The sequence below is a fragment of the Ferrovibrio xuzhouensis genome, assembly GCF_042648965.1.
GTDB classification, from domain to species: domain Bacteria; phylum Pseudomonadota; class Alphaproteobacteria; order Ferrovibrionales; family Ferrovibrionaceae; genus Ferrovibrio; species Ferrovibrio xuzhouensis.
On the sequence record NZ_JBHRYJ010000001.1, the window covers coordinates 1,516,704 to 1,530,270 of the forward strand.

General features: G+C 66.6%; 12 protein-coding genes. 6 read left to right on the top strand and 6 right to left on the bottom strand.

Going from position 1 to position 13,567, the window contains the following annotated elements:
- Nucleotides 1–241 precede the first annotated feature (241 nt).
- Nucleotides 242–1,744: a SulP family inorganic anion transporter gene (locus ACFOOQ_RS07500; protein WP_379723853.1), complete on the top strand. Its 1,503-nt coding sequence runs from the start codon at nucleotides 242–244 to the stop codon at nucleotides 1,742–1,744.
- A 16-nt stretch (nucleotides 1,745–1,760) separates the two neighbouring features.
- Here ACFOOQ_RS07500 and ACFOOQ_RS07505 read toward each other — a convergent pair whose 3' ends face one another.
- From ACFOOQ_RS07505 to ACFOOQ_RS07520, 4 genes are all read right to left on the bottom strand, one after another.
- A complete protein-coding gene (locus ACFOOQ_RS07505; protein ID WP_379723856.1) occupies nucleotides 1,761–3,122 on the bottom strand; it encodes a hemolysin family protein in 1,362 nt (453 codons plus the stop codon).
- A gap of 235 nt (nucleotides 3,123–3,357) precedes the next feature.
- Nucleotides 3,358–3,699, bottom strand: coding sequence for a hypothetical protein (locus ACFOOQ_RS07510; protein WP_379723859.1), 342 nt, complete (start codon nucleotides 3,697–3,699; stop codon nucleotides 3,358–3,360).
- 172 nt (nucleotides 3,700–3,871) lie between these two features.
- Entirely contained in the window at nucleotides 3,872–4,030 is a 159-nt protein-coding gene (locus tag ACFOOQ_RS07515; RefSeq protein WP_379723862.1) for a hypothetical protein, read from the bottom strand.
- Nucleotides 4,031–4,262: 232 nt separating this feature from the next.
- Nucleotides 4,263–4,964, bottom strand: a complete 702-nt coding sequence (locus tag ACFOOQ_RS07520; protein WP_379723865.1) for a helix-turn-helix transcriptional regulator — start codon at nucleotides 4,962–4,964, stop codon at nucleotides 4,263–4,265.
- A 194-nt stretch (nucleotides 4,965–5,158) separates the two neighbouring features.
- Here ACFOOQ_RS07520 and ACFOOQ_RS07525 point away from each other — a divergent pair, with 194 nt between their 5' ends.
- From ACFOOQ_RS07525 to ACFOOQ_RS07545, 5 genes are all read left to right on the top strand, one after another.
- Nucleotides 5,159–5,977, top strand: coding sequence for a glutathione S-transferase family protein (locus tag ACFOOQ_RS07525; RefSeq protein WP_379723868.1), 819 nt, complete (start codon nucleotides 5,159–5,161; stop codon nucleotides 5,975–5,977).
- Between the two features lie 1,065 nt (nucleotides 5,978–7,042).
- Nucleotides 7,043–7,906, top strand: coding sequence for an ABC transporter ATP-binding protein (locus ACFOOQ_RS07530; RefSeq protein ID WP_379723871.1), 864 nt, complete (start codon nucleotides 7,043–7,045; stop codon nucleotides 7,904–7,906).
- Entirely contained in the window at nucleotides 7,903–8,709 is an 807-nt protein-coding gene (locus ACFOOQ_RS07535; protein ID WP_379723874.1) for an ABC transporter permease, read from the top strand. Before ACFOOQ_RS07530 ends, ACFOOQ_RS07535 begins: the two co-directional genes overlap by 4 nt.
- A 40-nt stretch (nucleotides 8,710–8,749) precedes the next feature.
- On the top strand, nucleotides 8,750–9,760 hold the full coding sequence (locus ACFOOQ_RS07540; protein WP_379723877.1) for an ABC transporter substrate-binding protein: 1,011 nt from the start codon (nucleotides 8,750–8,752) through the stop codon (nucleotides 9,758–9,760).
- A 158-nt stretch (nucleotides 9,761–9,918) separates the two neighbouring features.
- Nucleotides 9,919–10,506 (top strand): PAS domain-containing protein, encoded by a 588-nt coding sequence (locus ACFOOQ_RS07545; protein ID WP_379723880.1) that lies wholly within the window; start codon nucleotides 9,919–9,921, stop codon nucleotides 10,504–10,506.
- A 69-nt stretch (nucleotides 10,507–10,575) separates the two neighbouring features.
- On the opposite strand, the gene ACFOOQ_RS07550 is transcribed toward ACFOOQ_RS07545, so the two are convergent.
- A complete protein-coding gene (locus ACFOOQ_RS07550; RefSeq protein WP_379723883.1) occupies nucleotides 10,576–11,427 on the bottom strand; it encodes a carbonic anhydrase in 852 nt (283 codons plus the stop codon).
- Nucleotides 11,428–11,530: 103 nt separating this feature from the next.
- Nucleotides 11,531–13,348: an ABC-F family ATP-binding cassette domain-containing protein gene (locus ACFOOQ_RS07555; protein ID WP_379723886.1), complete on the bottom strand. Its 1,818-nt coding sequence runs from the start codon at nucleotides 13,346–13,348 to the stop codon at nucleotides 11,531–11,533.
- Nucleotides 13,349–13,567: the final 219 nt, after the last annotated feature.

Sequence of the window (13,567 nt, forward strand, 5' to 3'; positions counted from 1 at the left end):
AGACTTGGGCCGCGCTTCACCGTGCGGCCCCTTTTTTTGCCCGCAGGCTGCCTTGCATGCCGGCCGGGGCCTCCCCGGTGTGGCGCCTGTTATAATCTGCCCACAGATAATAACAGGGTTCTGAACGCGACTGCCGGCCCTGCGGTTCCCGGAATTCCTGTCGTCCCCCCGGCACCTGGAGGAGACGGCCAGACGGGCAAAAGCCCGACCGCCCAGCAAGGCCCAGCAAGGATTGCCGCCCATGCCCGACCAGACCGCCAGCCACCGCTTTCTCCGCATCCGCCAGGAGTGGTTCCCGAATGTGCCGCGCGAACTGCTGGCCGGCCTCGTCGTCGCGCTGGCGCTGATCCCGGAAGCGATTGCCTTTTCGATCATTGCCGGCGTCGATCCCAAGGTCGGACTCTATGCCTCCTTCTGCATTGCCGTGGTCACCGCGATTGCCGGCGGCCGCCCGGCGATGATCTCGGCCGCCACGGCATCGACGGCGGTGCTGATGGTCACCCTGGTGCGCGACCACGGCCTGCAGTATCTGCTGGCGACGACGATCCTCGCCGGCCTGTTGCAGATCGGCGCCGGGCTGCTGCGACTGGGCACGCTGATGCGCTTCGTCTCCAGCTCGGTGATGACCGGCTTCGTCAATGCGCTCGCCATCCTGATCTTTCTCGCCCAGCTGCCCGAGCTGATCGGCCATGGCTGGCTGACCTGGGCGGCAACCGCCATTGGCCTCGTCATCATCTTCGGCCTGCCGCGACTGACCACACTGGTGCCGGCGCCGCTGGTCTGCATCATCCTGCTGACCGCGGCGACCATGATATGGGGCCTCGACCTGCGCAATGTCGGCGACATGGGCGCGCTGCCCGATGCGCTGCCGCTGTTCCTGCTGCCGCAGGTGCCGCTCAGCCTCGGCACCCTCGGCATCATCTTTCCCACCGCCGCGGCCATCGCCGCCGTCGGCCTGCTCGAATCGCTGATGACCGCGCGCATCGTCGACGACTACACCGAGACCCAGAGCGACAAGAACCGCGAGTGCGTCGGCCAGGGGCTTGGCAACATCGTCGCCGGCCTGTTCGGCGGCATGGCCGGCTGCGCCATGATCGGCCAGTCGATGATCAACGTCACCTCGGGCGCGCGCGGCCGGCTGAGCTGCCTGGCTGCCGGCGTCTTCCTGCTGATCCTGATCGTCGTGCTGGGCGACTATGTGCGGCAGATCCCGATGGCCGCCCTGGTCGCCGTGATGATCTTCGTCTCGGTCAAGACCTTCAAATGGTCGTCGCTGCGTGACCTGCTGACCCATCCGAAAAGTTCCAGCCTGGTCATGCTGGCCACCGTGGTCGTCGTCGTCGCCACCCATGACCTGGCCAAGGGCGTGTTGACCGGCGTGCTGCTCAGCGCGGTGTTCTTCACCCGCAAGGTGGCGAAGCTGGTGCAGGTCGACTCGACCCTTTCGGAGGGCAACACGGAACGGCGCTACAGCGTGCAGGGCCAGATCTTCTTTGCCTCGGCCGATGCCTTTGCCGGCGCCTTCGACCTGTTCGAACCGCTGCAGCGCGTGATCATCGACGTGAGCCAGGCGCATTTCTGGGATGTCACGGCGGTGGCCGCGCTCGACCGCGTGGTGCTGCGCTTCCGCCACAAGGGCGCAGACGTCGAGGTGATCGGCCTGAACGCGGCCAGCGCCACCATCGTCGGCCGCCATGGCCGCCACGACAAGCCGGGCACCCTGGAAGAACAGCCCGGGCACTGACCCCGGCAGGCGCCGGTCAGATATCGCTGGCCGGTTCCAGCTCGGGCGGCGGCGGCACCGCGAGGATCTTGTCGATGCGGCGGCCGTCCATGTCGAGCACCTCGAAGCGCCAGCCGTTCCAGTCGATGCTGTCGCCGGTCTCGGGCAGCCGGCCGAAGCGGTCGAGCAGGAAACCCGCCAGCGTGTGATGCTCGCCCTCTTCGGGCAGGGCGAGGCCGATGCGGTCGGCGACATCGCCGCGCGGCATCAGGCCGTCGAGCAGCCAGGAGCCGTCGGCGCGGCGCACCGCGCCATGCTCGCCGCTGCCGTCGGGCAGCGCGAAGCTGCCGGCGATGCTCTCGAGGATGTCGCCCGGGGTGACGATGCCTTCGAGGCTGCCGAATTCGTCGACCACGAAGATCATGCCGCCCGGCGACTGCTTCAGCATCTCGAGCGCATCCAGCACATCGGCGCTTTCATGCACCGCCGGCACCGGCTGCACCAGCGACCCCAGCCCCTGTTCGGCCAGCGCGTCGCGGCCCTGGTCGAGCAGCAGGTTCAGCACGTCTTTCACAATGACGACGCCGACCGGTTCGTCGATGCCGCCCTGCGCCGCCGGCAGCCGCAGGTGCACGGTGTCGCGCAGGCGCTGGACCTGCACGTCATGGGGCTGGGCGAGATCGAGCCAGGCCAGTTCATGGCGCGGCGTCATCACCGCGCGCACCGGCCGGTCGCCGAGCTTCATCACCGCGGCGATCATGCGGCGCTCCTCGGGTTCGACGATGCCGGCGGTCTCGGCCTCGGCGACGAGGTGGCGGATTTCTTCCTCGCTGACCGCCTCGCGCAGGGTGCGGCCGGCGCCGAGCAGGCGCAGCAGCAGGGCCGACGAGCGGTCGAGCAGCCAGACCAGCGGCGCGGCGACCTGTGCCAGCAGCAGCAGCACGGGCGCGACGAAGGCGGCGATGCGTTCGGGGTCTTTCAGCGCAAGCTGCTTGGGCACCAGCTCGCCGACGATCAGGGACAGATACGTGACGCTGCCGACGACGATGCCGAAGGCGAGGTTGCCGGCGACGCCGTCGAGCAGCGGAAACCGCGCGACGAGCCAGCCGGCCAGCGGATCGGCCAGCGTGGCGCCGGAATAGGCGCCGGCAAGGATGCCGACCAGGGTGATGCCGGTCTGCACCGAGGACAGGAAACGGCCGGGGTTTTCGCCAAGCTGCAGGGCAATGCGGGCGCCCCGGGCCTGTATATTGGGCGCCTGTACGCCCCGTCCCTTGCGTCGCGCCATCGCCTGCAGTCGCGGGCGGCGCGCCGAAACCACGGCGAGTTCCGCCATGGCGAGGAATCCGTTGACCAGGATCAGCAGCGCGATCAGCGCCAGTTCAAGCCAGTGACTCATGGTCGCCCGACTATACGGGGGCCACGGCGGCGAGGCCAGCCGGTCACCGGCCGCCGATGCGGGCCGGGTATCCGGCCGGAACAGGCGTCAGTACGGCCGGAGGACGGCCGCCGGTCAGACCGGCAGCAGCCCGAACTGGCCCATGATGGTGGCCAGCATCAGCAGCAGCGCGATCGCCATTCCCCAGCGCAGGGTGCCGGTCAGGATCGACTGCCGCTGGCGCCACATCAGCGTGTTATCCGGCCAGCAGGTCGCTGCAGGCACTGGAGACGCCCGGCGCGGCTTCCTTGGCGCCCGGCATGATCGCCCAGTGATCGGCGAGGTCGCGACGGGCGCTCCAGTCGAGTTCGCCCGCCTTCGGGTCGGCGATGCGGGCCTGGGTGGCGCAGATTTGCGCCTGCACGGCAACGCCGGCCGACTGGCTGCGCTCGCGCGCGGTGCTGCTCAGGATCTGGAAACCGATCATGTTGGACAGGATCGGGCCGGCGATCAGGCCGACCACAAGCGCGAAGGCGGCGGGCTTGATGCTATCCCATCGCTCGGCGAGGGTCGGCTTGCTGATGGTGGTGTTGGCCATGATGGCCTCCTTGCGGGTTGGAAATCCTGCGGAACGGCAGGCAGGTCGGGCACCGTCAGGCGGCGGGTGCGGGCCGGAAAAAGGGGCGACCGATGCGCCGCCCCTCGCTTCTGTCCGGTCTGTCGCCGGCGATGCCGGTGTCAGGCTTTGCCGGTGTCAGACCTTGCCAGTGTCAGATCTTGGCGGTCTTGGCGGCCTCGGCCTGCTGGGGCACCGGCGCGAGGGCCGGCCCGGCGGCAGCGGCCGTCTTGTCCGCGGCCTGGGCCTCGGCGACCTTCTTTTCCATGGCGGCCAGCGGACTGCCGGTATTCTGGGTCTGGGTCTGAGTCATTGGATGACCTCTCGGTAACACGGCAAGAAATTGCCGTGACGAAACCCTAGCAGAATCCGGAAATTTATCAAGAAAAACAAATATTTATGCCGATTGATCCGGCGTTTTATTGCCGGTTTCGCAGTCTAAAGGACCGGAATCCCTGTTTATTATTCATTGAATATTTAAAACCGGCTCAACGAATACATGACGGGCAGCCGGAAAACTGCCGGTATTACAGGCAGTTTCCGGCCTACTCTTTCTCTTTCTCGCGCCGCTCCGCCAGATGCCGGCGCCATTTCGCCCGCAGCGCCGCCGGCCGTTCGGGATAGCGGTCGTCGAGGAATTCCGGCGTGCTGATGCGGTCGGCGCGGAAGTGCCGGAAGTCCTGGCGCAGCTCGCACCAGGCGGCGACGATGCGCACGGTCTCGAGGAAACCGAGCGTCACCGGCCAGACCACGCGGCGGCTGGCGCGGCCATTGGCATCGACATAGGCAAAGGCGAGCTTGCGGCCCTGCCTGATCTGCAGCCGCAGCAGCGCGAGATCGAGCCCGTCGGCCGGCCGCACCGCAAAGGACGGCGCCGTTGCGGCGGGATCGGCGATATAGGGCCGCAGCTTCTCCGGGATCGCCGCCTCGATCTTGGCGATCAGGTCCTGCGCCGCGCGCGCCAGCGCCGGGTCGCCCTGGCCGCTGACCCATTGCGCGCCGAGCACGGCGGCCTCGATCTCGTCCGGTGTCAGCATCAGCGGCGGCATGTCGTAGCCTCCTTCCAGCACATAGCCCAGCCCGGCCTCGCCGCGGATCGGCACGCGCTGCGCCATCAGTTCGGCGATGTCGCGATAGAGCGTGCGCGTCGAGCATTCCAGCTCGGTGGCGATGGCCTCGCCGGTCAGCGGCGCGCGGGCCCGGCGCAGGATCTGGATGATCTGGAACAGGCGGTCGGCACGACGCATCGGGTTCGGTCCTGGAGGAAAGCTGGGGCCGGGCTGCTGACAGCGTGCTGGCAGCAGGGAAAGACGGCCGGCAGACTGCCGCGGCACTGCTGACAGCATGCTGTCAGCAGCAGGCTTCTACAAGGGCGGCAACGCAACGCCCCGCCGCCCGGACACCCCCGGACACCACTGGCGGGCATCGACAGGAGAGCCCGATGAACGCCATGCCGAATGTTTACGAGATCGCCCGCAGCGCCAATGCCGCGCAGCCGATCGTGCTCTACAGCTTCGGGCCGTGGCAGGGCCTGCCGTCGGGCAGCCACTTCAGCCTGAAGACCGAAATCCAGCTCAAGATGGCCGGCCTGGCCTACATCAAGGATTTCACCGGCCAGGCGCAGGCACCGAAGGGCAAGCTGCCCTATATCCGCGACGGCCAGGAGATCGTGCCCGACAGCACCTTCATCCGCGCCCATATCGAGCGCAAATACGGCCTCGACCTCGATGCCGGGCTGGATGCGCGCCAGCGCGCGGAAAGCTGGAGCATCGAACGCATGCTGGAAGACCATCTCGGCTGGGCAATGGCGTGGTTCCGCTGGATTCCGGCGGAGAATTTCGCCGCCGGCCCGGCGCGTTTCTTCGACACCGCGCCGGCGGAACTGCAGGACGACCTGCGCAACAACGCGCTGGCGAAAGTGACCGGCAACATGCATGCCCATGGCATCGGCCGGCACAGCATGAACGAGGTGGCGCAACTCGGCATCCGCTCGCTGGAGAGCTTCGCCATGCTGCTCGGCGGCCGCGACTTCCTGTTCGGCGATGCACCGACCGCCACCGATGCGACGGCGGCCGGCGTGCTCGCCGCGCTGATCGTGCCCGACCTCGACTCGCCGTTGCGCCGTCGCGCGCTGGCGCTGGATAACGTCACCGATTACGTGACGCGGATGATGGGCCGGTTTTATCCGCCAGTAGCTCAGCCAGTGGCCCAGCCGCGCGATGCGGCGGTGAAGACCGAGACGGATGCCGCCGCGGCGTGAGGCCTGCCCCTCGCCTCATACCGCACGCCTGCCTCCCCGGCAGACGAAAGCCCCCGCAGCAATGCGGGGGCTTTTTTGCCTTTCTGTGTTGCGCAATACAGCTCACCTTATAAGTTTAGGCTTTACTGCCAAGTCCTTTGATCTCACTTATCAATCTACTATGTTGCTCTTTCAAAAAGTTAGGCTTTAGTAAAGCTCAACTCTTTCCTATTTTCTCCACACCTTCCGTTTAAAGCATGTATGAATCTGACTTCAAAGCCTCACTTATAGACTTCCTCCTAGTGAATTTTAGTGAGGAAGAACGCACTATTGCATTGGAAGTGCCCTTCGTTGGCGCACGAAGGCGTGCGGATATCTTGGTTGTTTCAAAAGATGAAATGGTAGGGATCGAGGTCAAAACTCAATTTGATAACATCTATGGGGTAGAAAAACAGCTGGAGGATTACGTTAGCGACAAGAATCTTTTCTTGAGATACCGACGTCTTAAAATCAAGAATTTACTGCGGCCCGCATAGCATCCGTTAGAATTATTTGAAGTACTTCGTTTGTTCTCTTTTGCCAGTTCGCGTACACCGCAGCATGAGCCCGCCTCCCGCCGCCGGCGCAAAAACCGCAACTACCCCGGCATGCCGTTGACCGGCCTGCTTTATTGTACTATATTTGTTCTCTTTATGCAAACCCGCTGTCGGCCATCGTGAATCCGCCGTCTGCCGGCCGACCCGCCATCGCCGGGTGATATCACTGATATCAGTGATGGCGCCGGGATCGCGCCAGCGGGCCGGAACGGTGCGAAACGGGCACCGGCGGTCCGCAGCGGTCACCAGCGGTCCAAAATGGTCACCCGCGGTCGCCAGCGGTGCGAAACGGTCACCAGCGGGACGCAACGGACCGGAACGGACCGGATTGAAACCCGGCCGCGCCACTGCACCGCAGCATGAGCCGGCTTCCCGCTGCCGGCGCAAAAATCGCAACCGCTCCGGGCTTTACGGCGCGGCGGCGCTGTCGTTATCGTGCGCCGACGTCCTGCGACGCATACGAACAAACTCCCCGGGAGGGAACCAGCCGGTGACGCCCCAGGCCGCCAGCAGCAGCCTTGCATCCGCGGCCGCGCCATCGCCGCCCGCCCGCCCCGCCGTGCGGCTGTCGGGCCTCGACATCACCTTCCAGCTCAAGGTCGGCTTCAGCCACCGGGCCGTGGCCGGCATCGACCTTGCCGTGGCGCCGGGCGAATTCGTCGCCATCGTCGGGCCGACCGGCTGCGGCAAGTCGACACTGCTGAATGCCGCCGCCGGCCTGCTGAAGCCGTCGGCCGGCAGCGTCGAGATCGACGGCGCGGCGCTGTCGGGGCTGAATGCGAAGGCCGGCTACCTGTTCCAGGCCGATGCGCTGATGCCGTGGAAGACGGCCCTGGAGAATGTCGCCGTGGCGCTGGAGCCGCAGCGGGTGAAGAAGCCTGAGGCGCTGGCCCGCGCGCGCGACTGGCTCGGCCGCGTCGGGCTGAAGGGCTTTGCCGACCGCCATCCGCATATGCTGTCGGGCGGCCAGCGTAAGCGCGTCGCGCTGGCGCAGATGCTGATCCGCGATCCGGCAATCCTGCTGATGGACGAGCCCTTCGGGCCGCTGGATGCGCAGACCCGGCAGATCATGGGCAACCTGCTGCTCGATCTGTGGGCGGCCGACAGGAAAGCCTGCCTGTTCGTCACCCATGACCTGGAAGAGGCCATCGCATTGGCCGACCGCGTGGTGGTGATGTCGGCCGGCCCTGCCGCCGGCATCGTCGGCGACTACCGCGTGCCGCTTGAGCGGCCGCGCGACATCGCCGAGATCCGCACCGAAGCCGCCTTCCACGACATCCACAAGGCGATCTGGGCCACGTTGCGCGTGGAAGTGCAGAAGGCCTACATGCAGGGCGAGGACGCGCAACAATGATCCCGGTTTCCCGTCCCGTCCTGCTGTTGCTGCAGGTGCTCGCCGCCGCGGTCTTCCTGCTCGCCTGGCATCTGCTGACCACCCTGCCGCTCGGCGCCGGCGGCAAGCCGTTGCTGCCGCCGTTCTTCTTCTCGACGCCGCTCGACGTGCTGGCGCGCACCTGGAAGGACCTGACCGGCACCGAGATCTGGCGCCACATCGGCATCACCCTGCTGGAAACCATCCTCGCCTTTGCCATCGGCGCCGGCGGCGGCATCGTCGTCGGCTTCGCCTTCGCGCGGCGCGCCCTGCTGGCCGCCGTGTTCGATCCCTATCTCAAGGCCGCCAACTCGCTGCCGCGCGTGGTGCTGGCGCCGATCTTCGCGCTGTGGTTCGGGCTCGGCATCTGGTCGAAGGTGGCGCTCGGCTTCACGCTGGTGTTCTTCATCGTCTTCTTCAACGTCTACCAGGGCGTCAAGGAAGTCAGCCCCACCGTGCTGGCCAACGCGCGCATGCTGGGGATGAACGACCGCCAGTTGCTGCGCCATGTCTACTGGCCGGCGGCGCTGACCTGGATGTTCTCGTCGCTGCACACCTCGGTCGGCTTCGCGCTGATCGGCGCCGTGGTCGGCGAATACCTCGGTTCGGCGGCCGGGCTCGGCTACAAGATCCAGCAGGCGGAAAGCGTGTTCGACGTCACCGGCGTGTTCTCCGGCATGCTGGTGCTGGCGCTGTTCGTCATCGCGCTGGATGCCGTGGTCACCCTGATCGAGAACCGGCTGCTGAGCTGGCGGCCCGACAGCGGCTCGGCCCGTACGACCTGACGACTGACAACCAAAAAACAAACACTGCGAGGAGGAAACGATGAACCTGAACCTAATGCTGGCCGCCGCGGCGGCCCTGCTGCTGACGGCCGCGCAGGCGCCGGCCCAGGCGGCGCCGGAGAAGAAGGACCTGACGCTCGGCGTCGGCGGCAAGCCGTTGCTGTACTACCTGCCGCTGACCATCGCCGAGCGTCGCGGCCTGTTCAAGGAACAGGGCCTCGACGTCACCATCAACGATTTCGGCGGCGGCGCGAAGTCGCTGCAGGCCCTGGTCGGCGGCAGCGTCGATGCCGTCACCGGCGCCTACGAGCACACCATCCGCATGCAGCAGAAGGGCCAGGACATCGAGGCGGTGATCGAGCTCGGCCGCTTCCCCGGCATCGTACTCGCCGTGAAGAAGGAACTGCAGGGCAAGGTGAAAACCGCGGCCGACCTCAAGGGCATGAAGATCGGCGTCACCGCGCCGGGCTCGTCGACCAACTTCTTCGCCAACTTCCTGATCGCCAAGGCCGGCGGCAATCCGCAGGATTCCGCCTTCATCGGCGTCGGCGGCGGCCCCGGCGGCGTGGCGGCGATCGAGAAGGGCGAGATCGATGCCATCTCGCATCTCGATCCGGTGATCTCCAAGCTGCAGCACGACAAGAGCGTGTTCATCCTGGCCGACAGCCGCACGGAAGCCGGCACCAAGGCGATCTTCGGCGGCTCCAACCCGGCCGCCGTGCTGTATCTCAAGCGCGAGTTCATCGAGAAGAACCCGCAGACCGTGCAGGCGCTGGTCAATGCCTTCCACCATGCCTTGCTGTGGCTGGCCAAGGCGAAACCCGAGGATGTCGTCGCCACTGTCCCCGAGGCCTATTACCTCGGCGACAAGCCGCTGTATCTCGAAGCGGTGAAGAATTCGATGGAGACTTATTCGCGCACCGGCATCATCCCCAAGGCCGGCATGGAAAGCGCCTACAACATGCTGGCGCAGTTCGACCCGGATCTGGCCAAGGCGAAGATCGACCTGTCGAAGACCTTCACCGACACATTCGTCAAGGCGGCGAAGTAAACCGCCGGACTGCGCTTTACCCACGAAACACGGCCGGTACAGAACGGCCGGGGCAGCAATGTCCCGGCCGTCACATTCCGGCCGGGTCTTTCTGACCTTTTCTCACCGCTGCCGCGAATCCGGTTGACGCCCGTACGGAGGCGCTATAATGCGCCCCCATGGGGATGGGCTTTCTCGATACCTTGCCGGCACCGCTTACCGCACGCAGCCGGCGTTTCTTCAGTGTCTGGCACGGCTGGCGCGGCGACCGCCTGCTGCCGGAGCGGCGCGACATCGACCATGCCGCGCTCGGCGAGCTGGCGGAGACCTGCCTGCTGCTGAACGTGCGCGGCCATGACGACATCCTGGTCGAATGGGTCGGCCGCACGGTAACCGACCAGATCGGCGTCAACCTGACCGGCTGCAACTACCTCGACCTGACCTCGAAGGCCAACCGGTCCTGGCGGGCGCATCTGACCATGGCGCAGATGGCCCAGCCCTGTTCGGTGGCGATCTACTATTTCCTGCGGCTGGGCAGCGGCGGCATGCTGCCGATCGAATTCGTCACCGGCCCGCTGCGCGAGGACGGTGCCTCGGCCGCCACCCTGATCCTGTGCTGCGCCAGCGGCCTGCTGCCGACCGACGAGGCGCCGGCGGTCGATCCCGATTCCTACGAAGAGGGCGAAGGCCTGGTGTTCATCGATATCGGTGCCGGGGTACCGCCGATGAATCCCGCCCAGCGCCAGGACGCCCGCACACTCCAGTAACCGGGCCGGCCGCGACAGCAGCCGCATGCATGACCAGGTATCGCTTCGGCCTGCAGGCTGTCGCGTCGCCTACAGCGCTTCCAGCAGATAGCGATTGAACTGCGACTGCACCGGCCGCGCATTGCCGGCAAACAGCTGCGCGAACTTGCGGATCTGCGCGGCCGAGGCCTCGACCGGCTGGCGATAGACGCTCCACACGATGCCTTCGCTGCAGGGCGGCGTGGTCAGCGAGCCGGCATAGCGGAAGTAATGGCGGTCGACCGGCATCAGGGCCTCGGGCCGGATCACCGCGGCAGCGGCCACCTCGGGCCCGGCCTGGGCCGGCATCGCGTCGAAGACCGGCTTCAGCGCCATGTTCTCAGCACCCGGCTGGATGAACACGCCAAGCACGGCGAGGCCGCCGGCGGTCGACCTGTGCACGAAGTGGCATTCCATGTCGAAGCGCTTGCCCGACAGCAGATGTTCGCTCGGGTGATGGAAATGGAACTGCAGCAGGTCGTAGACCGTGCCGTCGATGCGGCTCTGGCTGCCCGGCGCGCAGTTGACCTGGATGGTGTGGCCGTTGTTGACGATGCGCAGTGGCATCTCGCGAAACGCCGTCTCGATATGGCCGGTCTGCGCCGGGATCGGCCAGCGCAGGTCGATCGGGCTCTGTTCGCGGCCGATCGCGCAGGCCTGGAAATCCGGCGACAGCTGGCCCCAGTGTTCGGGGCCGCCGGCGCCGCCATACTCCCAGTGTGGCGCCGCGTGGGCGTCGGGCGTCGGCGTGCCATGACCGGCGGCCGGTGCCGGCTGCATGTTGATATCGGTGGCAAAGGCGCGGCCGGCGAGGCCTGTGCAGATCGGGCAGGCGGCAACGGCACCCAGCATCTGCAGCACGCGGCGGCGCGGCAGGGTCGTGTTCTTTTGCGAGACGGTCATACGATTCCCCCTGAATACGGTTGCAGCCGTGTCCGGTAACCCAGCCTCGCCGCGATGGCGCCACGGCTCAACTCTTTTTTCGGTAACATCGCAGACGGAGGACTCAGCCCTCCAGCGCCTCGCGCAGCATTTCGAGTTCGAGCCACTGGTCCTCGGCCGTCGCAAGCTCGGCGCCGGCTTTCTCCAGTCCCGCCGTCGCCGCCTGGAATTTCGCCGGGTTGCGGCTGAACAGCTGCGGATCGGCCAGCGCCGCCTGATACTCGGCGATCTGCTTCTGCAGGCCCGCGATGGTCTTCGGCAGGGTCTCCAGCGCGTGCTTTTCCTTGAAGCCGAGCTTGCGCTTGCGTTCGGCCGATCCCGCCGCAGACTTCGGTTCCGCTTTCTTCGCCGGCGCGGCATCGCCCTCGCGTGCCGTCACACCCCGATCATCCACACCACGGCCACGTTGCGCCACCATGTCGGAATAGCCGCCGGCATAAAGCTGCCAGCGCCCCTCGCCTTCAAAGGCCAAGACAGATGTGCAGACGCGGTCGATGAAATCGCGGTCATGGCTGACCAGCAGCACGGTGCCCGGATAATCGGCCAGCATTTCCTGCAGCAGGTCGAGCGTCTCGAGATCGAGATCGTTGGTCGGCTCGTCGAGCACCAGCACGTTCGACGGTTTCGCCAGCGCGCGCGCCAGCATCAGCCGGCCGCGCTCGCCGCCCGACAGCACCCGCAAGGGCGTGCGCGCCTGTTCCGGCGGGAACAGGAAGTCCTTCATGTAGCTCATCACATGGCGCGGCTGGCCGTTGATGGTGACCTTGTCGCTGCCGCCGGCCAGTGCATACTGCAGGGTCATCTCGGGGTCGAGCGCCTCGCGCTTCTGGTCCAGCGTCACCAGCGCGATATTCTCGCCGAGCCGCACGCTGCCGCTGTCGGGCTTGATCTGGCCGGTCAGGATGTTGAGCAAGGTGGTCTTGCCGGCGCCGTTCGGGCCGATGATGCCGAGCCGGTCGCCGCGCAGCAGCTTCAGCGAGACATCCTGCAGCACCAGGCGGTCACCGTAGGATTTCGCCACGCCCTTGACCTCGGCGATCAGCTTCGACGAGGTCTCCGCCTCGCTGACCGTCATGGTCACATTGCCGGCGACTTTACGCTGTTCGCGGCGATCCTTGCGCAGATCCTGCAGCGCGCGCATGCGGCCCATGTTGCGCTTGCGCCGGCCTGACACGCCATGGCGCACCCAGTCGAGTTCGGCAACGATCTTGCGGTCGAGCTTGTGGCGCTCGGTCTCTTCCTGCTCCAGCAGGGCATCGCGCCAGTCCTCGAAGGCGGCAAAGCCCTGGTCGAGCCGGCGGGTGCTGCCGCGATCGAGCCAGACCGTGGCGCGCGACAGGTTGGCGAGGAAGCGGCGGTCATGGCTGATCAGCACCAGGGCAGAGCGCAACGGCTTCAGCGCGCTCTCCAGCCATTCGATGGCCGGCAGGTCGAGATGGTTGGTCGGCTCGTCGAGCAGCAGGATGTCGGGCTCCGGCGCCAGCGCGCGGGCCAGCGCCGCCCGGCGCGCCTCGCCCCCGGACAGCCGCGCCGGATCTTCCGCGCCGGTCAGGCCGAGGCCTTCGAGCAGGGTTCTTGCGCGATGGGGGTCGTCGCCCGGGCCGAGGCCATCGAGCACGTAGGACAGCGTATCCCTGAACCCCGAGAGATCCGGCTCCTGCGGCAGGTAGCGCATGGTGACGCCCGACTGCACCACACGGTCGCCGCGGTCGGCCTGCACCATGCCGGCGGCGACCTTCAGCAGGGTCGACTTGCCCGAGCCGTTGCGCCCGACCAGGCAGAGCCGGTCGCCGGCATTGACCGACAGCTCGGCGCCGTCGAGCAGCGGGGTGCCGCCGAAGGTAAGGTGGATGTCGCGCAGGATCAGCAGCGGGGGAGCCATGGCAGTCCTTCAATCCGGGCCCGGTTGATAGCAAGCCCGGCCGGCGGAAACCACCTCCAGCCACCCCTCATCTGCCGTATAAAGATTACCAGAAACATAGTGTGCTATCGAAAAATTACATCCGAAAATCGCATGTTACCGATAAGTAACGTATCGAGATCGGAAAACTACCGCTCCACTGCTGTGCAAAGCCGGCCCCCGTCGGCACCGGACACATGC

Bases quoted from the DNA above. Each gene is read 5' to 3' on its own strand.
- ACFOOQ_RS07540 (WP_379723877.1), top strand. From the start codon at position 8,750: ATGAACCTGAACCTAATGCTGGCCGCCGCGGCGGCCCTGCTGCTGACG.
- ACFOOQ_RS07515 (WP_379723862.1), bottom strand. From the start codon at position 4,030: ATGACTCAGACCCAGACCCAGAATACCGGCAGTCCGCTGGCCGCCATG.
- ACFOOQ_RS07510 (WP_379723859.1), bottom strand. From the start codon at position 3,699: ATGGCCAACACCACCATCAGCAAGCCGACCCTCGCCGAGCGATGGGAT.
- ACFOOQ_RS07505 (WP_379723856.1), bottom strand. From the start codon at position 3,122: ATGAGTCACTGGCTTGAACTGGCGCTGATCGCGCTGCTGATCCTGGTC.
- ACFOOQ_RS07545 (WP_379723880.1), top strand. From the start codon at position 9,919: ATGGGGATGGGCTTTCTCGATACCTTGCCGGCACCGCTTACCGCACGC.
- ACFOOQ_RS07520 (WP_379723865.1), bottom strand. From the start codon at position 4,964: ATGCGTCGTGCCGACCGCCTGTTCCAGATCATCCAGATCCTGCGCCGG.
- ACFOOQ_RS07525 (WP_379723868.1), top strand. From the start codon at position 5,159: ATGAACGCCATGCCGAATGTTTACGAGATCGCCCGCAGCGCCAATGCC.
- ACFOOQ_RS07535 (WP_379723874.1), top strand. From the start codon at position 7,903: ATGATCCCGGTTTCCCGTCCCGTCCTGCTGTTGCTGCAGGTGCTCGCC.
- ACFOOQ_RS07550 (WP_379723883.1), bottom strand. From the start codon at position 11,427: ATGACCGTCTCGCAAAAGAACACGACCCTGCCGCGCCGCCGCGTGCTG.
- ACFOOQ_RS07555 (WP_379723886.1), bottom strand. From the start codon at position 13,348: ATGGCTCCCCCGCTGCTGATCCTGCGCGACATCCACCTTACCTTCGGC.
- ACFOOQ_RS07500 (WP_379723853.1), top strand. From the start codon at position 242: ATGCCCGACCAGACCGCCAGCCACCGCTTTCTCCGCATCCGCCAGGAG.